Source organism: Metabacillus sp. GQ13, from assembly GCF_059758525.1.
Window position 1 is genome coordinate 1 of record NZ_JCAXET010000007.1, and the last position, 19,884, is coordinate 19,884.

The following is a 19,884-nucleotide window of genomic DNA, read 5'->3' on the forward strand; positions in this document are numbered from 1 at the left end:
ATTTGGAGATCCTTTGATTGTTTCTTTAGTTACAGGCATTGTTCAATTAAATTCCTTTTAATCAAAAGTCAAACGGTTAAGAACATTTCTAATAAACAAACCTATGAATACACCAGGGATAACAAATATCATTGGTAGCCAAACAGGACCTAACATCATTCCAAATAGAACCAAAGTCTTCGAATAAATGAAACCAACTGTTACAAAATAATCCGTAAATATAAAAGGAAGAAAAGTATAAGGTTTTTCCTTTCCTCCCCCTGCATCTTTATATGCATCTCATATCGCAAAGAAATAAAGACAAGGATAAAACATTAACCATTGGTAATTAGTTTGTTGAAGGGCTTTATGTATATTACCCTCAAAGCTTAATAGGATGATTTCGTTAAAATTCTCCTGTACATTGATGAGCATTTCTAATAGTAGAAAAGTAATTCCCTTTAGGTATTTTTGATTTAAAAGTTGGCCAAACCTGGTAGAGCAATACTCCAAAGTACTTTTCAATTATCTTGGATTTTTCCATCGCTTGTTACATTGAGGAAGGCTCTGTTGGTATTTCTTTTGCCATTGGAAGTTGATCCATAAATCCACGTTCAATCATAAGATTTACACTGTCTTCCCCGTATTGCAGAGTTTCAGCCATCAAACGCATAAAATGGGTGCCTAGATCCTTCCTCTGAACGCTTGAAAGCGCGTTGCCATATCGGCCAGCAGTTACTGATGTTAATAATGTCATTTTATACAACATTAATCTGTCCGAAAATGGAGATACCGTTGTATCCGTAAGTTCACTTTCCCACGTTGGCATTTTAGGCAAACCATTTTCAGTAAAAATGGACTGAAAAACCTCTAATTGTTTTTGGGAAATTTCAACTCCACGTTGGAAATGTTTCTTTAATTCGTTGGAGGTCGTAATTTGCGCGAAAACTTTCATAAAGGTTTTATGAAATTCCGTGCACTTGAAATTATATTCTAGTTGACTAATTTCTAGTGCGTTAATTGGACGACGATCTGTAAACCATCCTGCTAAGAAGGTTTGTTTGCTGACTTTTTCAACGTGATTTGGAGTTGGGATATGAACTTCAGGATGATGAAGCCCCTTTTTTATCAATAAATCAGCTAATCGGTTTAAAAGTTCTGCCGAGTTTTTAAGGCATTCTTGATAAAACTCACGGATGTCTTTACGAGTAGAGGTACTTAGAGATAATGAATAAGCAACGTTTGCTATTAGGGCTAAATTATACTTGATAATCAGCGTGAAATTGTCCGTACAAATTGCAGGAGCATTCAAATCCACATCATCTTTATCAAACTTTTGTGGAAGGGGCTGTTTCGCTTCATCTAAAAATATTTTAGACTTTTCAACTTCAATTATCGCAATTTCCTCTGCATATTCAAGAATAGTATGTAACTCTTCATCTTGTGTCTTAGCAATAAAATACTTGGTGACGCCCATAGCCATTGTATTTGTTAAATAGGAATTCCACAAATTTGATATTTCTGAAGGTGTTAATCTCTTGACATCCATTAACCTTCCCTCCTTTTTTTTTATTATTTACTAAAAGCAATAGAATATCCTCTTTACCAACAATAATAGGATGGAAGCTTTATTAAACTCCACTGTATTGTTATGAATAATCTATAAAAAATAATGAGATGTTATCGGTACTGAAAAAGGATCTTCGATAGAATATCCTTTTGCTGAATGTTAAAGTAATGTACCTTTTGTTGAAGAGGACAATTAATATTACCTTGATATAAACGGTGCTTTGTATACATACTTTGGGTTTTCAATTTGGTCTACTAATTTAATTAAGTGCTCGATATGCAGCTTGGGGAGTAAGACTTTGCCTGCTAGAGCTTTTATGCAAAGGTATAATAAGTGGAATTATTTAGTACTCACAGGGATGTAGGATAAACAAGCAAAGTATAATCAAACCAAAGGAGGAATGATGATGAAAAGTGCTAGTCCATATGTATTTGTAGATAACTGCCAAGAAGTAAGTATTACCAAGGTTTATTTGGTGGGGAAATTAGCAATATTCAGAAGAGTGATGATGACAAGTGCTTACATGGGGAACTTCATATGGTAACAGTATCATTTACATTTTGGGGTGCAGTACATGCAAACGTAGTCGATAGGTTTGGCATTGGTTGGTTACTTAATTATCAAAGATAAGGAAAAATAGCTTGGCGCAAAAAAGTGAACTTAATAATATTAAAGGAACATTATCTACGGTGAATAGCTTTTGACATCTAAATTAACATTCAAAATTTAGATGTTTTTTTGTGTTTTCTTTTAAATGTTGTATGACTACTGATGCAATAATTTACTCTAAATTAAAAGAATGTAAATAATTGGTTGATGCTGTAACTCATATAGTGTATGATACATACTATACGTTATATATGTTATTCAAGTAAGAAACAAATGAGGTGAATAAATGAATTCGATACTTCATTCATTAATGACTGAATTGAGGAGAGGGACGTTAACGTTAGCTGTATTAAGTCAATTGCGAACTCCACAATATGGATATTCCCTTGTCCAATTATTAGAAGGTAGTGGTATTTCAATTGATCAAAGCACGTTATACCCATTGCTTCGTAGGTTAGAAAAACAGGAATTAGTGACAAGTAGTTGGGATCGTTCTGAAAGTAGACCACGCAGGTACTATGTATTAAGTGACTTTGGTATTGAAACGTTTCAACAACTAAAGAACGAATGGGAAAAGACATCCAATGAGCTTAGTATTTTATTAAAAGGAGAGAAAACCAATGAAAATGATTGATCTTTATATTCAGGAGGTTACACGAAGGCTCCCCGATAAAAAACGAGAAGATATTGCTCTTGAGCTGAGGTCGACAATTGAGGATATGCTACCAGAAGATGATTTTACGGAGCAGGACTTAAAGTCCACGCTTGCCAAATTAGGTAACCCGGCTAAATTGGCTAGTGGTTATCTTGATAGACCAATGCATCTAATTGGACCTCAATTCTTTGGAATATATATTAATTTGTTAAAAATGATCGTACCAATAGTTGTCATGATTACTCTAATTTCGATCATTGCTAATAATATCGTGTCATTCACGGGAGAAGAAGCGGTGTTAAATGTCATATTAGACATAATTGGAGTCGGAATCTGGCAAATGTTAAGTGCTACGATACAAGTATGGTTTTGGTTAACATTGGTGTTTGCGATTATTGAACGCATTGATATGAAAGATCAGCACCTAATAACAGGAATGAAAGAGTGGACACCAGATGATTTGAAAGAGATCACGTATATCGCAAAAGAAAAGGCAATTTCAAAGGTAGAAGTGTTTGTAGGTTTGCTTTGGACGGCGATTTGGGTAACTGTATACTTTTATGCATCAAGTATTGTCGGAATTTATGAAAAGGGTCAAGATGGTCTAGTATTTATTACTCCAACATTCAATCATGAGGTTTTACTTTCTTATTGGCCATTCATAGTGATTCTGATTGCTTTAGAGATAGCTATTGCAATTTGGAAATTAACCTCTAGGCAATGGACAATAAAATTAGCTATTTTTAATGTTATCTATCAGTTAGCAACGACAATAGTATTTATCTTGATATTGTGTAACCCTAACTTGTTTAGACCGGAATTTAGTGATTATATGACGAACTTATTTAGTGTCGATAATTTGGGATGGGGAATAATCTTTCTCTTTATTTTATTTGCGGTTATTGAATCATACCAAGGCTTTAAAAAAGCTAGAATTCGTTCCTATAAGAAAGATTGACCGGCTTTTTTAGAGTAGGCTTTTGTTAAAGCTCAATGTTGATTATTTACACCTTGTTGATAGGTGTGGAGGGCATGGAACTCCTACGGGAGAAGCATGTCAATGGGAGACCCTACAGGAGCTCGCGCCGGGGGAGGCTCCCAGGAATGCCCTCGGAAAGCCAACAATCAAGTTTAACAGAGCCTTAGATTAAACAGACCAACTTACTACTAAAAGCTCTTAGACAGATGCATTGTTTTGGGTAGAATGTGCTTCTTCCGCTAATTGGATAGGAGCACATTCTATTTATAATAATAGAATGTATTTTAATTAATTCCCATGCACAAATGTTAATGGGTATTGTCCTACATATTTTTAGAGAGTAAACCATGGTAAAAGGATTATCAACTCATGAGACACAGTTGGGAAACTTTAACATAGTGTATTTTTGTTATAATGGATAAGAAGTAAACAACTGAGAAATAGCGCTAGAGTTGAATTTGATTATTAAAGGATGAAAATACAGTGAAAAATCATAACAGTAAAATAATGTGTTATCTATATACTTATTCCTACCCTGAGGATGAGAGATCCTTGTGTGCTCTGGAAATGCGCTCCTTTTTTGGGGAGGAGTCTACTTCTAGTGTTTTGGAAAGCTGCATTAAAGTTGATCCATCCCGTAGTCCCTTTATAAAGGAGAGAATAGGTGTGATTTTTGAGGGGGAAAGCCTTCAAGATCTGGTCAAACAGGTATCAGATTTACAATTAAACGGGGCAACGTTCAAAGTGATTTATGTACAAAATGGCGATCTTCCGAAAACGGAAAAAGAGGGATTTAAATACCGGCGAAAAGTAGAGAAAGAAATTGGACTACAAGTCAGCAGCGAAGCAGATTTCCATCATCCAGATCGATTGTTTGGTGTTTTGAATGTAAATGGAAGATGGGTATTCGGTGACTATGTTAAAAGTGAACCAGTATGGTTGCACCATCAAAAAAAGCCACATAGTTATTCAACTGCGCTTAATACTCGTGACGCAAGAGCGATTGTGAATATTGCGATTCCAGATCCAAGTGGAATAAAGGCAATTGATCCTTGCTGTGGGATTGGGACGGTACTAGTTGAAGCTCGATCAATGGGCATTGATATAGTGGGAAGCGATCGGAATTATCTTATCCTTGATGGAGCAAGAGAAAATATCGAATACTTTGGTCTTACTGGAGAGGTGAATCTAGCGGATATCCGTGAGGTTGTTAACCAATATGACGTAGCCATTATTGATTTACCTTACAATTTGTGTTCTGTTATTACGCCAGAAGAACAACTCGAAATGCTCCAAAGTGCACGGAGATTTGCAAAGAAAGTGGTTGTTGTAACTGTTGAACCGATTGATGAAATCCTAATAAAGGCAAACTTCTCGATTATAGATCGGGCTGTTGCCAAAAAGGGGTTATTTATTCGTGAAGTGATTGTTTGTATTTGATGTGGTGCTAATAACAATAGATAAGAAAAATGACAATTTGGGAGAGATATGTCTGAATGAAAGGAAGTAAACATGTATATGTTGGACATATTGATTTTTACCGTTATCATTTTAGTAGCCTCTATCCTACAAACGAGCACTGGATTTGGTTTTTCTATTTTGGCTACCCCTTTTCTTTTATTGATATTTGAACCAGCTGAAGCAATTCAAATTAACTTGGTCCTATCTCTAGTTATATCTTGTGTTTTATTAAATAAAATAAGAAAGGATATTGATTTTGTCCTGCTTAAAAGATTTGTGATTGGAAGTGTTGCGGGTTTACCGGCAGGCATTATCATTTTCTTATTGGTCGACATTAGTAAATTAAAGATAGGGGTAGGCATTATCATCTTAGCGCTTACACTGTTGCTAATGCTTAAATTTCGCATAAAACAGAACAAAGGTAGAGATCTAATAGTAGGTGGTTTCTCAGGTGCTCTCACAACGAGTATAGGAATGCCAGGGCCTCCATTATTATTATATTTTTCAGGAACAGAAACTCAAAAGGAACAATTAAGAGCCACTACACTTGCATTTTATTTATTTATCTATTTTGTAAGTTTGGTTATTCAAGTGATCTTCGTTGGAACAAATAAGACAATCTGGGTTTCAAGTGGCTTAGCCCTCCCTCTACTTATAATGGGTCTGTTTGTTGGACAACTCTTATTTAAATCAATTAACCAAAAGGTATTTCGTATATTTACTTATATGATTTTATTGTTTACAGGTGTCTATTTGTTTATTGAGAGTGGATTATAGGGGAAATTGAACAGAAAAACGACTTATTAGTAATGAACTGTTTTAAAAAAGTACCTGTATATACTAGTCGTTATGTTCTTGTTTTAGAAACTATAGAATTCTTGTAAATCATCCATGCTATACTTGGTGGATAGAATTGAGTTGGAAGGAAGGGGATTTTCTCATGAAGTTTATAAAATCACAAATGAAACAGCTAGTCAAAGAGAATAGAGAATTACAAGGGCGTTTAAAAGAAATGATGGATGAACACGATCTTGAAAAAAGTTTTGCACTTAAAGCCTTATATCATTCAGAAGTAGCTGAAGGTGGAAAATATCAATTAGCATACCAAGCACTTGACTTGCCCAAAGGGTAGGTCATTTTTTTGTTCTTTTCCATAGTATCAGCCATTCTATTCAACAAAATCTGTTCTTTCTTATAGTATGATACAATGGTGAAATGACTTTCTTAATAGAGAAGGATATGACAAAAGACACCCGATATATAATCGCTTACCTCTCGCCGAAATGCTAGCGATTAGTATTTTAATTTAATATAGATCAATTTGAAAACGGCAAACTTATTGAAAAATGAGGACGCAAAGCTGCAGGCCTAGAGGGGGAACCTAAGGTGGCTGGGCTACCAATGGGAAAAAGCTAAATCCTTATTGGAAATAGCTTATTTGTCTTACCTAAAAGTAGGGACATTTCCAGATCCTTTAAATAATCAACTAATTATATCAAAATGGAGTGGGAGATATGGAATTCAATAAAAGTGATGAGAGGTATCAAGAGTTCCTCAATGTTGAAAATGCTGTTATCTTTATGTTGGATCGACAGCAGACGTTTGTTTCCCTGAATTCAGGGTGGAAGAGTTTATTAGATTATACAGATGAAGAAATAATAGGGAATTCCATCTTTCATTTTGTGATTAGTGATTATCATGAAACTTTACAAGAACAATTTAAATCTCTAATTGAACATAGTAAAGAGGCAGTAGCCAAGGAAATACGATTGGTTTCAAAGAAAGGTAAAATAGAAGATTTTCATTTGTTCATGAGGGCCGACTTTAATAAGAACGATGAGCTAGTTTCCTTTTCAGGAACAATAACTGATCTAACATCACGACGCCCGAATATAGATGCATTTAAAGAAAATGAAAGCAACTATCGATTTATATCAGAACATATGTCTGATATGGTTGCTGTCCTAGCTAAGGATGGATTAGTTCTGTATGCATCACCTTCTCATACAACTGTTTTAGGTATGGATTTGGATGATTATATTGGAAGTTACCCAATTAAACACATTCATCCAGATGATTGGGAAAAGGTGTTTCACTTCTTTCATGATATGGTAGAAAAATGGAAGACATTAGATATTGATTATCGTTGTATGCATCAGAACGGTGATTGGCTTTATGTAGAGATGAAAGCTACTCCCATCAAAGGTCCTGATGGCGAAATTAGAGTGATTTCTGTAAGTAGGGATATTACGGCTAGGAAAGAAGCTGAAGAGAATTCTAGACAGGCTACAATAAAACTCAAGACGCTGATATCATCTCTTCCGTACGGTGTTTTGGTAGAAGATGAGCATGGAGAGACAACTCTATATAATGATGCACTATTAAACATTGTGAAATTAATTGCTGGTAAGGATAAGAATGAAATAGATGATAAGGATTTAATGAGTGGGCTAAATCACTCAACGCTAGAAGTAGATAAATATCTAACAGAAAAAGAGAAAATAACGATAAATCGTGAAACTCGTCAGGCGGAAGAAATCCGTTTGTTGGATGGGCGGATATTGGAGAGGGATGCCGTTCCAATTGAAGAAAATGGCCGTTTCGATGGATACCTATGGATTTTCCGTGATGTCACAGCAGATAAATTAGCTGGACAACGGCTACATGAGGCGAACCAAGTACTTCAAAGACTTTCAATGATTGATGGGCTAACGATGATTGCCAATCGTCGCTGCTTTGATGAAAAATTGGAAACAGAGTGGGATCGACTAACAGGTCTTTCTGAACCAATATCCTTGTTATTAATCGATATTGATTTTTTCAAAGCTTACAATGATCAATATGGACATCAGGCTGGTGACGCTTGCCTTCAACTGATAGGAAACCTTCTAACTAACCTTTCTTTGGAAACTAATGATTTAGTTGCACGCTATGGAGGAGAGGAATTTGTTGTACTTCTTCCTGAGCGAACATTAAATCAAGCCCTTGAAATTGGAAAAATGATACAAGCGGCTGTTATGCGTTCTCACTTGCCTCATAAAGGGTCAAGCATAGGAGGTTTCCTAACATTAAGCATAGGAATATCGACAAAGTCCGTAACGAAATTTGACCAGCCGACCACCTTAATAACTGAAGCGGATAAAGCTTTATATGAAGCTAAAAGAAATGGTAGGAATCAAATGAGGGTTTTTAATCAGGGATGAAAAGTGACATAATGTTATTTATTGTTGAGTGTTAGCTTATCAACAGCAGAGAATAGTTTAAATAAATAAGTCTCAACAGTCTAATGATGTTGAGACTTATTATAGTTTACTACTTGGTATGTACCACCTTTTTACCCAATACTCCCATTAATTACTCAAATGGATACTTTAAGCCCCATTGGCCACGTACTTCATCTAGTATTTTCATAATTCCTAATGATTCATCTAATGAAATTGTCGTGCTTTCTTTCAGACCTTCTTGCAAGCATCGACCTACCTCTTCTGCTTCAAATGCATAGCCTAAAGAGGTTCTATCATCTGTAAACGTCTCAATTTCTTTGTTGTCAATAAAAAGGGAAGCCTTAGTAGAATTCAAGAAGTTTGGAATGTGAATGTAGCCCTCTGTTCCATATATATAAGCATCATTTGTAAGACCTAAGCGAACGGCACCATTTAAGGATGCTGTTTTACCAGAAGCATAGGATAATATAATAGAAAATTGCTCATCTACACCTGTTTCTCCAATGTTAGCAGTGCTTAATATTTTTTCTGGTTTAACTCCTAGAACCATTGCAGCAAAAGAAACCGGGTAAATTCCTGCATCAAGAAGCGCTCCACCGCCTAATTCAGGGTTTAACATTCTACCCTCGGGATTCCAGTCAGACCGGAAGCCGAAGTCAGCCTTAACCAAACCAACCTCACCAATTCTATTGGTATCTAACCACTCGTTAACTTTTTGAATGGTAGGGAGGAAGCGGGTCCACATAGCCTCCATAAGAAATAGTTTATTTTCCCTCGAATAATGGATAATCTCTTCAAGTTCTTTTGCATTAATTGTAAATGGCTTTTCACAAAGTACAGCTTTACCTGCACGAAGACATGTCAATACATTTTCCTTATGAAACGGATGTGGTGTTGCAACATAGATTGCATCGATATCAGGGTCTTGTACAAATGTTTCGTAACTTTCATAGGCTTTGGGAATACTGTGTGTTTGGGCAAAGCGTTCAGCACTTTCCAATGAGCGTGACCCGACTGCAATAGCCTCGCCATTGTTAGCAAATGCTAAATCCTCAGTAAATTGTTTTGCTATCCAACCCGTACCCATGATTCCCCATTTAATTGTATTAGAATTTCTATCTCCCATTATTCCATCTCCCTTTTCTTAAATGCCTTTTGATTTTAATTTGATATAAAAGGATGCTCTGATTATCCTTATGGAAAATAACACCTCAATTATTATTATTACATCAATTTTATGAATGTTCAAAAATTTAAAGCGAAACTTCAAATTTATTTTTGCCCTTTGCATATATATAGTGAATGATAATTAATAGATTTCCCATAGATCGGAGGGATATTATATCAAAAAGTTAATGACTATTGCAGAAATTGCAAAGGAATTACATATACCAGAGGTCATCTAACAACAGTTAACATAATCGATGTTATCGGCACTGAAAAAGGATCTTTAGTTCATATAAATAGCGTAATGTGCACCAATTGATCAAAACCTAAAAAACACCCCAAATATTTCCATTTACGTGATATAATTAGAAGAATGCTTAATCAAAACCAAGGAGGGATAACCGATGACCATAAGTCTTACCCCTTATTTAACTATGGATGGAAATGCAAAGGAAGCTATTCAGTTTTATGAACAAGCAATCGGTGCCAAAGTCCTCGAAATTGTTACATATGGAGAAATGCCGGAAATGCCTAATACTTTTACTGATGATCTGAAGAATCTTGTGGCACACGCAAAGTTACAAGTTGGAGAAACAGAACTCATGTTTTCCGATACTCCAGGTGGTTCGCCTATTCAAAAGGGTAAACAGGTTACGATTTGTATTACATCTAACGACGTGGAAAAATCAAAACGAATTTTTGAAGCATTACGACAAGACGGTCAGGTCAATATGCCCCTTGAAGAAACTTCTTTTAGCCCTGCTTTTGGTGATGTCACAGACCAATTCGGTGTAACCTTTCAAATTTTCACTGTAAATCAAAACTAAATTTCAGATAAAGAGTTGCTCAGCATTATGAGCAACTCTTTTGTTTTTATTGCACAATTTGTGTCATAAGGGACATAGTATATAGATGAATCTCTATACAAATCTAGTTAACATAATGTCACATTAATAACCCACCGCATACATTGAAAATGAGGTGATAACAAGTGTACTATTATCCAACAAGACCTTCAGAAAACAAGGAATTAATAAATGATATCTCCAAAGCAATTAATGGAGAGTACAGTGCCATTTACTGTTACGAACAATTAGCTAATCAAGCACCAAATGTTGAAACAAGAAATCAAATAAATGAAATACGCAATGATGAAATTAGTCATTTTCAAGTTTTTTCCCAGATTTATATGTCTCTTACTGGAAAGAAGCATACTCCACAAATAACAGAACAGTGTCCTTCTGATTTTCATGATGGTTTATACGCTGCTTTTAAAGATGAACAAAAAACCGTTGATTTTTATCTTGATATTGCCGAAAAAACTAATGATCTTTTCATTAGAGAAAAATTCAGAAGAGCTTCAGCAGATGAACAAAATCATGCAGTTTGGTTTTTGCATTTTATGAATCGTCATTAATATAGGTAGCCGGCAAATTTTTCGGCTTTTTTTTATGTCTCCATTTCCTTCAAATACGATATTACTTTTCTTTCCAAAAATCCTCTATTTCTAGCTCTTCATCAAGCATTCTTTTTAATTGACCTTCAACAACTTCAGGATGATAACACCCCTTAATCAAAACATTTATAGCATCACGATATGCAGCTGTCGTTTGAAAAGACGGGCAATCAGAAAGTCTTTCATATTGACCAATTTCTCTTAATCAATGGCTGTTTTCGCAAGGATTGTTGTTTTTCGTAAAAGGTAAATCTTTACGAATTCAGCCTATCTTCGTGCTCTTTTCGTTAAATGACTCTGATATCCCTTTGGAGATCGCTTCAATTTACACAATAAAAATTCAAAAGCCGATTTTTATTAGTATTAGAGCAACAAACTTTTAGAAAAGAGCCTAATCAATAAACGATGATCAAATTAAATGTAATTGTTTAGGGAAAATTGTTTTGCATGATCTTGATTGAAAACGTAAAAGATAATAGAAAATAACTAGTATCCATTTACATGAAGAATAGAATTTGATAAGATCAATTATGTTGTCTGACGACAGACAACATAACATGTTATTGGTAAGCGTTTTCACTAATTTTGGTTATGCGGGTTTTTTCTATTACCTTAATCCTATTTAGGAACAAAGTCACTTTCTGAATTGATATTAGTTTCAGAAGGATGTCTTGAAAAATATACATACAGGGTTGGCATATTCGAAAGAAACAATGTTTTACGATAACAGCAGTTTGAAAATAACTTCAAGAGGTGACAACAGTGAACATAATATGGGGGATTTTTGGTATCTTTATTGTACTAGCGATAGCCTTTCTTTTATCTAGTAAAAGGAAAGCGATTAATTTTAGAACGGTGCTAGGTGGTTTAGCCATCCAGCTTGTATTTGCTTTTATCGTATTGAAGTGGGAAGCAGGAAGAGCCGGGTTAAAGTGGTTCACGTTAAGAGTACAAGATGTCATAAATTATGCAAATGAGGGAATTTCATTTTTATTTGGCCCTCTAGCAAATGGTGAAGAGTTTGGTGTTGTCTTTGCCTTTCAAGTATTAACAATCATTATTTTCTTTTCTTCGCTCATATCTGTTTTATATTACATTGGTGTGATGCAGTGGTTTATAAAAATCATTGGTGGGGGATTATCGAAACTGTTAGGAACGAGTAAAACAGAATCAATGTCAGCGGCAGCCAATATTTTTGTTGGACAAACAGAAGCACCGCTTGTCATTAGACCATACTTGGATAAAATGACAAAGTCTGAATTGTTTGCGGTCATGACAGGTGGTCTTGCATCTGTTGCTGGGTCAGTACTTGTCGGCTATGCATTATTAGGCGTACCACTAGAATATTTGCTTGCAGCTAGCTTTATGGCTGCACCAGCAGGTCTTATTATGGCGAAAATCATGATGCCAGAAACGGAAAAACCTGAGGTTGCAGAATTTGAAATGGCCAAGGATGATGAAGCAGTCAATGTGATTGATGCAGCAGCACGTGGTGCAAGTGATGGATTAAAGTTAGCATTAAATGTAGGTGCAATGCTTCTTGCGTTCATTGCATTAATTGCTCTGGTTAATGGAATTTTAGGTGGAATAGGGGGACTATTTGGTTTCGGGTCCTTATCTCTTGAAGGCATACTAGGAATTCTTTTCTCTCCTGTAGCATTTGCTGTTGGTGTACCTTGGTCAGAGGCAGTTACAGCAGGAAGCTTCATTGGTCAAAAACTTGTATTAAATGAATTTGTTGCTTATTCATCATTTGCTCCTCAAATGGGTCAGTTATCTGATAAAACGGTATTGGTGGTAAGCTTTGCTCTTTGTGGCTTTGCGAATTTAAGCTCAATGGCGATCCTTCTGGGTGGTTTAGGGGGAATGGCACCTAGTCGCCGTTCAGATATTGCAAGATTAGGACTTCGTTCAGTTGCTGCAGGAATGCTAGCTTCCTTATTGAGTGCAGCAATTGCGGGAATGTTCTTCTAAATGAATAGACGAAATATATAAATAGCGGCTTCAAAAGATTCATTTGAATCTTTTGAAGCCGCTATTTTTTTTATTAACCTTTATTAAATGATACATTTTTTTCCTGATTCGTACTCGGAATTTCTTTTTCATTATCTTCTTCTGCTGGTTGGACTCTCTTAATAAAGAAGGCAAGTATTAGGGCTAGGATAGATAATCCTGTTGCGACGATAAATGCATCGTTGATACCTTTAATAGTGGCTTCTTTTACAATATAGGCCATCTTCTCTTTAGCATCAGGTGTAACACCTGCAGCTGTTGCCATTTCTGTCGTATGTTTTGCGGTTTGACTAGTCATGACTGTTACTAAAAAGGCTGTCCCGATAGCACCAGATATTTGTTTAAACGTATTTGACATGGCTGTACCATGTGAATTTAGTCGTTGAGGGAGCTGATTTAAACCGGCTGTCATAATTGGCATCATTAGCATAGACATCCCAAACATACGCGCTGAATAAACGATAAGTAGCGTATTATAGGTTGTAGCATCTGTTAATTGACTGAATTCCCAGGTTGTAACGGTTGTAATAGCCAAACCAATTACAGAAAGCCACCTTGCACCTATGCGATCGAATATCCATCCTGTTATAGGGGACATGATTCCCATTAAGATAGCACCTGGTAATAATAAAAGACCAGATTCTAGTGGAGTGAAACCTCGGATTGTCTGTAAATAAATGGGTACAAGTATCATTCCGGCGAACATGGCCATCGTAATAATCACATTAATAATCGTAGTAAGAGTAAACATGTTATATTTAAACACTCTAAATTCTAACATCGGATGACGAACTGTCATTTGTCGCCAAATAAATAACCCTAGTGTAATGACTCCGATAACAAGTGAAGTGATAACTTCTATACTGTCCCATCCAGTGCTCCCGGCACTACTAAAGCCATAGAGAATTCCGCCAAAGCCTAACGTCGAAAGAATAATTCCAATTACATCGATAGAAGGATAGGTTTGTTTCGTTACATTTTTCAAAAGGAAAAAGGCAAGGATGAGATCGATAATAGCAATCGGTAAAACGATATAAAATAATACTCGCCATGAATAATTTTGTACGATCCACCCTGATAGTGTCGGACCAATTGCAGGTGCAAAAGTCATCGCTAGCCCAATTAATCCCATTGCCTGACCGCGTTTAGCAATCGGGAATATTGTTAAGATAACAATCATTAATAAAGGCATTAAAATACCTGCACCTGCAGCTTGTATGATTCTACCAGTTAATAGCATTGGAAAATCTGGAGCAACTGCACAAATGACCGTACCTATTGAAAATAGGGCCATCGCTGACAAAAAGAGCTGCCTCGTAGTAAATCGTTCAATTAGAAAAGCTGTAACAGGAATTAATACCCCATTCACAAGCATATAGCCTGTTGTTAGCCATTGTGCTGTATTAGGAGACATATCTAAGTCAACCATCATTTCAGGCAAGGCAACATTCATCAATGTTTGATTTAAGATGGCAACAAATGATCCTAATAGAATAACGGTTAATATTGTCCCCTTTTTTATTTGGTGAATGGAATCATTCGATTCATTGGTCAACTTTAAAACCTCTCCTCTTATTGAAACTAAAACAATAAAAAATGTGATACCGACATTTTTATATGTTTTGTCATTTTAATCTTGTCATCTTGTATGTAAGGGTAGCCCTAGTTTAACTAGAGTTTTTAAGATTTGAGCCTTACTAATTACTATGTTCTAGTTTAGTTTGAGTAAAATTGAGTTTATTTAGTCATTACATTGATGTAACTTCTAAGAGGGTGTTGTGATTGTATTAAGATCAACTTCCCGCGAAAGTCAGTGTGTAACAATGAAGGCTAAAAGGGAAGCAAAGCTCATACCTTGATTTACCTTTACTAGGTTAATGTTTCGGAGACCGAAATATATGCATTATTACATTATAACCTTCATTAAATGATTGTCAACAAAATCGAAATGATAAGAAAGAGGATAAAAGGTTTCATTTTAAGTGAACGATAGTGTAAAAAGATACGTCATATAGGTAGAACAGACAGATAGGGGGCTATGCAGCGATTGAATCAAGCGGAAGAGAGAAAATTGGTTAATGATGCGAAGAAGGGAGCAGATGTAGCTTTTACAAAACTATTTCAAGAAAACTACATGTTCTTATATAAGTATTTAATTAAGCTTACCCTCCATCCAGACCAAGCAGAGGACCTTATTCAAGAAACAATGTTGAAGGCATACGTACATCTTCAGAGTTTTAATGGCGATGCGAAATTTTCAACATGGTTGATCACGATAGCATCTCGATTATTCATTGACCAGCAGAGAAAGGCAAAAAGAGATCAACAGCGTTATGAAAAGGTAAAAGAAGACCTAAAACAAAAGATAAAGTGGAATGTGTTAATAAACGGTGAGGAATGGACAATCTATCTTGAGATGTTTACCAAGTTAAATCCTGATATTCGTACACCGATATTACTTAGACATTACTATGGATTCTCTTATCTTGAGATTGCTAAGATGCTTAATCTTAAAGAGGGAACAGTTAAAACGAGAGTACATAATGGTCTAAAATGGATGAGGAAGGAGTTGAGTTCGTGAATACAGAAGAAAGCAAATGGGTTAATCATTTAAAGGAAGATTTACATAAAGTAGAAATAATCCATGATAGAGAAGCTCCACCACAGTATTACTTATTAAATACTCTTATTGAATATAAGACTGAACGTAAAATAGCATTTAGACGGGAACTAGTAGCATTTATTATTATCGCTCTTATTATTTTAGCGTTTTATTTCACGATTGCATTAAAACTAGCAACCCTTTTTTTATGGATTCAAGGAATCGCGTTACTTTTCATACCAGCCATTATAATGGCCGAAAAAAAACGCAGAAAAAATCGAGAAGAGGTGACGATGTTTTGACAGTTGATCTCGAACTATGGGTGGCGTTGCTCATAGCAGCTCCAATTTTATTTACTCAAAGTATCCTTTTATTTATTGATGCAAGGAAGAAGGGAGCTTACTCTTGGTTCTGGGGTATTTGGGGCTTAATCCAATTTCCATTACCAACCATTTTTTATTACTTTTTAGTAAGTAAACCATATAGAAAGCGAATTCAAATTAACTAATGGAAAGGAAGTCAATATATGTCTATTCCTTGGGGAATTATTGCACCAATCCTATTTTTACAGCTCATATTGGTAGTAACAGCACTCTTCAGTTGTATAAAAGAGAAGAAGACTAACGGACCGAAATGGTTATGGATTATCGTTATTTTTGGATTAAGTATTATCGGTCCCATTCTTTATTTTAGTATAGGTCGTAATAAGGAAGTAGGAGGATATTAGATGTTACTTTCAGTAGAAGGGTTAACGAAAATGTATAAGGACCATAAGGCTGTTGACGATTTACACTTGAATATTCATCATCATCAATGTGTAGCTCTTCTAGGTCCTAATGGAGCTGGAAAAACAACAACTTTACAAATGCTCTCAGGCCTACTTGTGCCAACTGCAGGTAGCATTCAATTTATGGGGAAAGAAACGGTTAACCGTAAATATATCGGATATTTACCTCAATATCCTGCATTTTTTCCGTGGATGAGTGCAAGTGAATTTCTCCATTTTGTAGGGAGGTTATCTAACGTTTCGGAAGGGGATTTAAAGAAAAGAAGTGAAGAAATGCTGCAATTTGTTGGGTTAGAGAATGCAAGACATAAACGGATAGGAGGATTTTCTGGAGGGATGAAACAAAGGTTAGGGTTAGCCCAAGCATTATTGCATGAACCTAAGCTTCTCATATTAGATGAACCTGTTTCTGCCTTGGATCCTGCAGGCCGTAGAGACGTTTTGAAAATGATGGAGGTATTAAAAGAGAAAATGACGATTCTGTTCTCTACACATGTATTACATGATGCAGAGCAAGTCTGTGATGAAATTGTAATGATGAAGGAAGGAAATGTGAAATGGTCAGGACCTTTAGTGGAGTTGAAGAAAAGAAATAATGACGAATGCTTTATCCTTACTACAGAAGAAGAAATTGAAGGGTGGATCAACAATAAAGAATATATTAGAGATGTTATTTTTTTAGCACCTACAACAGTAGAGATAAAACTTTTCCGCGAAAGTGACCGCAATAAAATACTTAACCAATGTATACAAGAGGGACTAACGATTAAGCGTTTTGAAGAAAAAGGACATTCATTGGAAGATGCCTATATGGAGGTAATGAATCAATGAAAGTGTTTAGTACATTATTAATCAAAGAGTGGCTAGAGGCATGGAGGGACAAAAAATTAATTTGGCTTCCGATTGCGATGTCTTTATTAGCGATATCCCAGCCTATTAGTCTTTATTATATGCCGGAAATATTAGACACAGCTGGGAACTTACCAGAAGGAGCGGTCATCGAACTTCCAGTGCCAACAGGAGAAGAAGTACTTGCAGGAACTCTTTCTCAGTTTGGACTACTAGGAACAGCAATCTTTATTCTTAGTGTAATGGGTACGATCTCCCTAGAAAGGAATAGTGGCATTTTGCCATTATTGATGACGAGACCTGTTAATGCCCTACATTATATTGGCAGTAAATGGGTAGCAAACGCAGTTATCCTCTTACTATCATTTATTATTAGCTACTCATTAGCTTATTATTACACGAATCTCTTATTTAATGATGTTGATCTAAAGCGTTTTTTAGCGAGTTTAGCCGTGTATAGTATATGGATTCTGTTCACGATGACTGTCACACTCTTTGCAGGATCTATTCTTAAAAAGCAGGGGGGGATTGTAGGGATAAGTATCATATTTATAGCTGCCTTTTCAGTAGGTACGTCTCTATTTCCTAAATTTATGGGATGGAGTCCTGGCAATGTATTAAACCAAGCGAGTGAGGTATTAATGACAGGAACGTTTATGGAGTCCTTTGGAATGATGGTCATCTTCAATATCATAGTTATTGTTTGCCTTTTCGCTTTAACAATCTACCAGTTTAAGCGGTACGAGAGCTATTAAAGAGTAAGAACAAATTTAATTAAAAAAATGCCTCATCACTTTTTTTTAAGTGATGAGGCATTTTTTCTATCTACTTAAGCCGTTCTTATTCAAAGGGAGAACTTAAATAACACCTTGAGCGATCATTGCATCTGCCACTTTTGTAAAGCCAGCAATATTTGCACCAACAACAAGGTTACCTGGATAACCATATTCTTCTGCAGCAATTACACTATTACGATAGATGTTCTTCATGATGTCATGTAATTTGGTATCTACTTCTTCGAATGTCCAAGAAAGTCTCATACTGTTTTGTGCCATTTCTAATGCAGATACTGCTACACCGCCAGCATTTGCTGCTTTGGCTGGTCCAAAGAGAACACCATTGTTAAGAAACACATCAATTGCTTCTAAAGTAGATGGCATATTAGCACCTTCACCAACAGCTTTAACGCCGTTTGTAACTAAAGTATTTGCTGCTGCATCATCAATTTCATTTTGTGTTGCACATGGTAAAGCAATGTCACAAGGAATAGTCCATATTCCACTGCAACCTTCAACAAATTGAGCTCCAGGATGTTCGTTTACATATTCACTGATACGCTTTTTCTCAACTTCTTTTAGTCGTTTTACAGTATCAAGGTTTATTCCGTTTTCGTCATAGATATATCCATTTGAATCGCTACATGCTACAACTTTAGCGCCTAATTGATTAGCCTTTTCCATTGCATAAATTGAAACATTACCTGATCCAGAGATGACAACTGTACGGCCAGTGAAGCTAAGACCTTTATCTTTCAACATTTCTTGTACAAAATAAACAGTACCGTAACCAGTTGCTTCCGGACGAGCTAAACTTCCGCCGTATCCAATGCCTTTACCAGTTAAAACGCCTGCTTCAAAAGCACCACGAACTTTTTTATATTGTCCAAACATATAGCCGATTTCTCTAGCGCCAACTCCAATATCACCTGCAGGAACATCAACATCAGGACCAATGTATTTGCAAAGCTCAGTCATAAAGCTTTGCGTAAATCGCATAACTTCTCCATCTGATTTTCCCTTTGGATCAAAGTCAGAACCACCTTTACCGCCGCCGATAGGTTGACCTGTTAACGAGTTTTTGAAAATTTGCTCGAAGCCAAGAAATTTAATAATACTTATATTAACGGATGGGTGAAAGCGTAGACCGCCTTTAAAAGGTCCAATTGCACTGTTGAATTGCACTCTGAAACCACGGTTTACTTGTACCTTACCTTGATCATCTACCCACGGAACTCTGAAAGTTAGGACTCTTTCTGGTTCAACCATTCTTTCAAGAATGCCGTGCTCCATATATTTAGGGTGCTTAGCGAATATTGGAACAAGTGAATCAAATATTTCTTTAACTGCTTGATGAAATTCACTTTCATGAGGATTACGCTTTTTTACTGTTTCAAATACGCCATTTATATACTCTTTAGCAACTTGTGTTTCAGGTTGATTGATGTTTTCAGTTGTTATCATATTTTCACATTCCTTCACTCTTTTTTTGTTAATTAATGTTCCATGGTTCCGTTTGTAAGTACAGTTATTATGCACTAATACATAATAAGAAATAGATGAGATAATACGTACATTAATCCAATTATGGAAGTGAGTTTTACATGGTAGTAGATAATTTGTCTGATGTCATGCATGTTTTAACTCATATGCTTATTTTTGCAAAATTAAGATAGTATGAATTTTATACTGGAAAAGCAACTTAAACAATATCGTTTTTAGATGATATCAATGCCGAAATGAGATCAATAAGAAGA

20 protein-coding genes, 1 pseudogene and 1 riboswitch are annotated in these 19,884 nt (G+C 35.8%); of the genes and pseudogenes, 16 read left to right on the forward strand and 5 right to left on the reverse strand.

Translation table 11 applies throughout. The features are described from left to right. Positions 1-57: 57 nt before the first annotated feature. Positions 58-485: pseudogene (locus tag AC6CHR_RS09970) on the reverse strand (hypothetical protein). Between the two features lie 44 nt (positions 486-529). Continuing rightward, positions 530-1,528, reverse strand: coding sequence for a DUF3231 family protein (locus AC6CHR_RS09975; protein ID WP_498248543.1), 999 nt, complete (start codon positions 1,526-1,528; stop codon positions 530-532). A gap of 427 nt (positions 1,529-1,955) precedes the next feature. Here AC6CHR_RS09975 and AC6CHR_RS09980 point away from each other — a divergent pair, with 427 nt between their 5' ends. From AC6CHR_RS09980 to AC6CHR_RS10010, 7 genes are all read left to right on the forward strand, one after another. Further along, positions 1,956-2,093: a hypothetical protein gene (locus AC6CHR_RS09980; protein WP_498248544.1), complete on the forward strand. Its 138-nt coding sequence runs from the start codon at positions 1,956-1,958 to the stop codon at positions 2,091-2,093. A gap of 351 nt (positions 2,094-2,444) precedes the next feature. Continuing rightward, a complete protein-coding gene (locus tag AC6CHR_RS09985; RefSeq protein ID WP_498248546.1) occupies positions 2,445-2,792 on the forward strand; it encodes a PadR family transcriptional regulator in 348 nt (115 codons plus the stop codon). Next, positions 2,779-3,771, forward strand: a complete 993-nt coding sequence (locus AC6CHR_RS09990) for an HAAS signaling domain-containing protein (protein ID WP_498248548.1) — start codon at positions 2,779-2,781, stop codon at positions 3,769-3,771. Before AC6CHR_RS09985 ends, AC6CHR_RS09990 begins: the two co-directional genes overlap by 14 nt. 528 nt (positions 3,772-4,299) lie before the next feature. Further along, on the forward strand, positions 4,300-5,232 hold the full coding sequence (locus AC6CHR_RS09995) for a TRM11 family SAM-dependent methyltransferase (RefSeq protein ID WP_498248802.1): 933 nt from the start codon (positions 4,300-4,302) through the stop codon (positions 5,230-5,232). A 78-nt stretch (positions 5,233-5,310) separates the two neighbouring features. Beyond that, positions 5,311-6,030, forward strand: coding sequence for a sulfite exporter TauE/SafE family protein (locus tag AC6CHR_RS10000; protein WP_498248803.1), 720 nt, complete (start codon positions 5,311-5,313; stop codon positions 6,028-6,030). A 163-nt stretch (positions 6,031-6,193) separates the two neighbouring features. Beyond that, positions 6,194-6,385, forward strand: coding sequence for a hypothetical protein (locus AC6CHR_RS10005; RefSeq protein ID WP_498248550.1), 192 nt, complete (start codon positions 6,194-6,196; stop codon positions 6,383-6,385). A gap of 187 nt (positions 6,386-6,572) precedes the next feature. After that, a riboswitch (cyclic di-GMP riboswitch) is annotated at positions 6,573-6,656 on the forward strand. A 111-nt stretch (positions 6,657-6,767) separates the two neighbouring features. Further along, positions 6,768-8,456 carry a diguanylate cyclase domain-containing protein gene (locus AC6CHR_RS10010; RefSeq protein WP_498248552.1) on the forward strand — a complete coding sequence of 563 codons (1,689 nt, stop codon included), beginning with the start codon at positions 6,768-6,770 and terminating at the stop codon, positions 8,454-8,456. A 151-nt stretch (positions 8,457-8,607) separates the two neighbouring features. On the opposite strand, the gene AC6CHR_RS10015 is transcribed toward AC6CHR_RS10010, so the two are convergent. After that, on the reverse strand, positions 8,608-9,603 hold the full coding sequence (locus tag AC6CHR_RS10015) for a Gfo/Idh/MocA family protein (RefSeq protein ID WP_498248553.1): 996 nt from the start codon (positions 9,601-9,603) through the stop codon (positions 8,608-8,610). A 445-nt stretch (positions 9,604-10,048) separates the two neighbouring features. On the opposite strand from AC6CHR_RS10015, the gene AC6CHR_RS10020 reads away from it, so the two are divergent. From AC6CHR_RS10020 to AC6CHR_RS10030, 3 genes are all read left to right on the forward strand, one after another. Beyond that, complete coding sequence (locus tag AC6CHR_RS10020; protein ID WP_498248554.1) at positions 10,049-10,471, forward strand: VOC family protein; 423 nt, start codon at positions 10,049-10,051, stop codon at positions 10,469-10,471. A 164-nt stretch (positions 10,472-10,635) separates the two neighbouring features. Next, positions 10,636-11,061, forward strand: coding sequence for a ferritin-like domain-containing protein (locus AC6CHR_RS10025; protein ID WP_498248555.1), 426 nt, complete (start codon positions 10,636-10,638; stop codon positions 11,059-11,061). A gap of 801 nt (positions 11,062-11,862) precedes the next feature. Next, complete coding sequence (locus tag AC6CHR_RS10030; RefSeq protein WP_498248556.1) at positions 11,863-13,074, forward strand: NupC/NupG family nucleoside CNT transporter; 1,212 nt, start codon at positions 11,863-11,865, stop codon at positions 13,072-13,074. A 73-nt stretch (positions 13,075-13,147) separates the two neighbouring features. Here the strand turns inward: AC6CHR_RS10030 and AC6CHR_RS10035 are convergent, their stop codons facing one another. After that, on the reverse strand, positions 13,148-14,644 hold the full coding sequence (locus tag AC6CHR_RS10035) for a DHA2 family efflux MFS transporter permease subunit (protein WP_498248804.1): 1,497 nt from the start codon (positions 14,642-14,644) through the stop codon (positions 13,148-13,150). 516 nt (positions 14,645-15,160) lie between these two features. Here AC6CHR_RS10035 and sigY point away from each other — a divergent pair. The 6 genes from sigY to AC6CHR_RS10065 are packed head-to-tail and all read left to right on the forward strand — an operon-like array spanning position 15,161 to position 18,106. Beyond that, positions 15,161-15,694, forward strand: coding sequence for an RNA polymerase sigma factor SigY (gene sigY / locus AC6CHR_RS10040; protein WP_498248557.1), 534 nt, complete (start codon positions 15,161-15,163; stop codon positions 15,692-15,694). Beyond that, positions 15,691-16,017 (forward strand): DUF5345 family protein, encoded by a 327-nt coding sequence (locus AC6CHR_RS10045; RefSeq protein WP_498248558.1) that lies wholly within the window; start codon positions 15,691-15,693, stop codon positions 16,015-16,017. The genes sigY and AC6CHR_RS10045 overlap by 4 nt, the downstream gene beginning before the upstream one ends. Further along, positions 16,014-16,223: a transcriptional regulator gene (locus tag AC6CHR_RS10050; protein WP_498248559.1), complete on the forward strand. Its 210-nt coding sequence runs from the start codon at positions 16,014-16,016 to the stop codon at positions 16,221-16,223. The genes AC6CHR_RS10045 and AC6CHR_RS10050 overlap by 4 nt, the downstream gene beginning before the upstream one ends. An 18-nt stretch (positions 16,224-16,241) precedes the next feature. After that, positions 16,242-16,442: a PLD nuclease N-terminal domain-containing protein gene (locus AC6CHR_RS10055; protein WP_498248560.1), complete on the forward strand. Its 201-nt coding sequence runs from the start codon at positions 16,242-16,244 to the stop codon at positions 16,440-16,442. Beyond that, on the forward strand, positions 16,443-17,333 hold the full coding sequence (locus tag AC6CHR_RS10060) for an ABC transporter ATP-binding protein (protein ID WP_498248561.1): 891 nt from the start codon (positions 16,443-16,445) through the stop codon (positions 17,331-17,333). It begins immediately after the preceding gene. Beyond that, entirely contained in the window at positions 17,330-18,106 is a 777-nt protein-coding gene (locus AC6CHR_RS10065; protein WP_498248562.1) for an ABC transporter permease, read from the forward strand. The genes AC6CHR_RS10060 and AC6CHR_RS10065 overlap by 4 nt, the downstream gene beginning before the upstream one ends. 102 nt (positions 18,107-18,208) lie before the next feature. Here the strand turns inward: AC6CHR_RS10065 and gdhA are convergent, their stop codons facing one another. Next, the gene (gene gdhA / locus AC6CHR_RS10070) at positions 18,209-19,591 is read right to left on the reverse strand and encodes an NADP-specific glutamate dehydrogenase (protein ID WP_498248563.1); all 1,383 of its coding nucleotides are present in this window, start codon (positions 19,589-19,591) and stop codon (positions 18,209-18,211) included. Positions 19,592-19,884 lie beyond the last annotated feature (293 nt).

What these genes read in the sequence shown, in the direction of transcription:
- AC6CHR_RS10060 (WP_498248561.1), top strand. Translation starts at nt 16,443, where the DNA reads ATGTTACTTTCAGTAGAAGGGTTAACGAAAATGTATAAGGACCATAAG.
- AC6CHR_RS10065 (WP_498248562.1), top strand. Translation starts at nt 17,330, where the DNA reads ATGAAAGTGTTTAGTACATTATTAATCAAAGAGTGGCTAGAGGCATGG.
- AC6CHR_RS10015 (WP_498248553.1), bottom strand. Translation starts at nt 9,603, where the DNA reads ATGGGAGATAGAAATTCTAATACAATTAAATGGGGAATCATGGGTACG.
- AC6CHR_RS10005 (WP_498248550.1), top strand. Translation starts at nt 6,194, where the DNA reads ATGAAGTTTATAAAATCACAAATGAAACAGCTAGTCAAAGAGAATAGA.
- AC6CHR_RS09975 (WP_498248543.1), bottom strand. Translation starts at nt 1,528, where the DNA reads ATGGATGTCAAGAGATTAACACCTTCAGAAATATCAAATTTGTGGAAT.
- AC6CHR_RS10000 (WP_498248803.1), top strand. Translation starts at nt 5,311, where the DNA reads ATGTTGGACATATTGATTTTTACCGTTATCATTTTAGTAGCCTCTATC.
- gdhA (WP_498248563.1), bottom strand. Translation starts at nt 19,591, where the DNA reads ATGATAACAACTGAAAACATCAATCAACCTGAAACACAAGTTGCTAAA.
- AC6CHR_RS09990 (WP_498248548.1), top strand. Translation starts at nt 2,779, where the DNA reads ATGAAAATGATTGATCTTTATATTCAGGAGGTTACACGAAGGCTCCCC.
- AC6CHR_RS10010 (WP_498248552.1), top strand. Translation starts at nt 6,768, where the DNA reads ATGGAATTCAATAAAAGTGATGAGAGGTATCAAGAGTTCCTCAATGTT.
- AC6CHR_RS09995 (WP_498248802.1), top strand. Translation starts at nt 4,300, where the DNA reads ATGTGTTATCTATATACTTATTCCTACCCTGAGGATGAGAGATCCTTG.
- AC6CHR_RS10055 (WP_498248560.1), top strand. Translation starts at nt 16,242, where the DNA reads ATGTCTATTCCTTGGGGAATTATTGCACCAATCCTATTTTTACAGCTC.
- AC6CHR_RS09980 (WP_498248544.1), top strand. Translation starts at nt 1,956, where the DNA reads ATGAAAAGTGCTAGTCCATATGTATTTGTAGATAACTGCCAAGAAGTA.
- AC6CHR_RS10020 (WP_498248554.1), top strand. Translation starts at nt 10,049, where the DNA reads ATGACCATAAGTCTTACCCCTTATTTAACTATGGATGGAAATGCAAAG.
- AC6CHR_RS09985 (WP_498248546.1), top strand. Translation starts at nt 2,445, where the DNA reads ATGAATTCGATACTTCATTCATTAATGACTGAATTGAGGAGAGGGACG.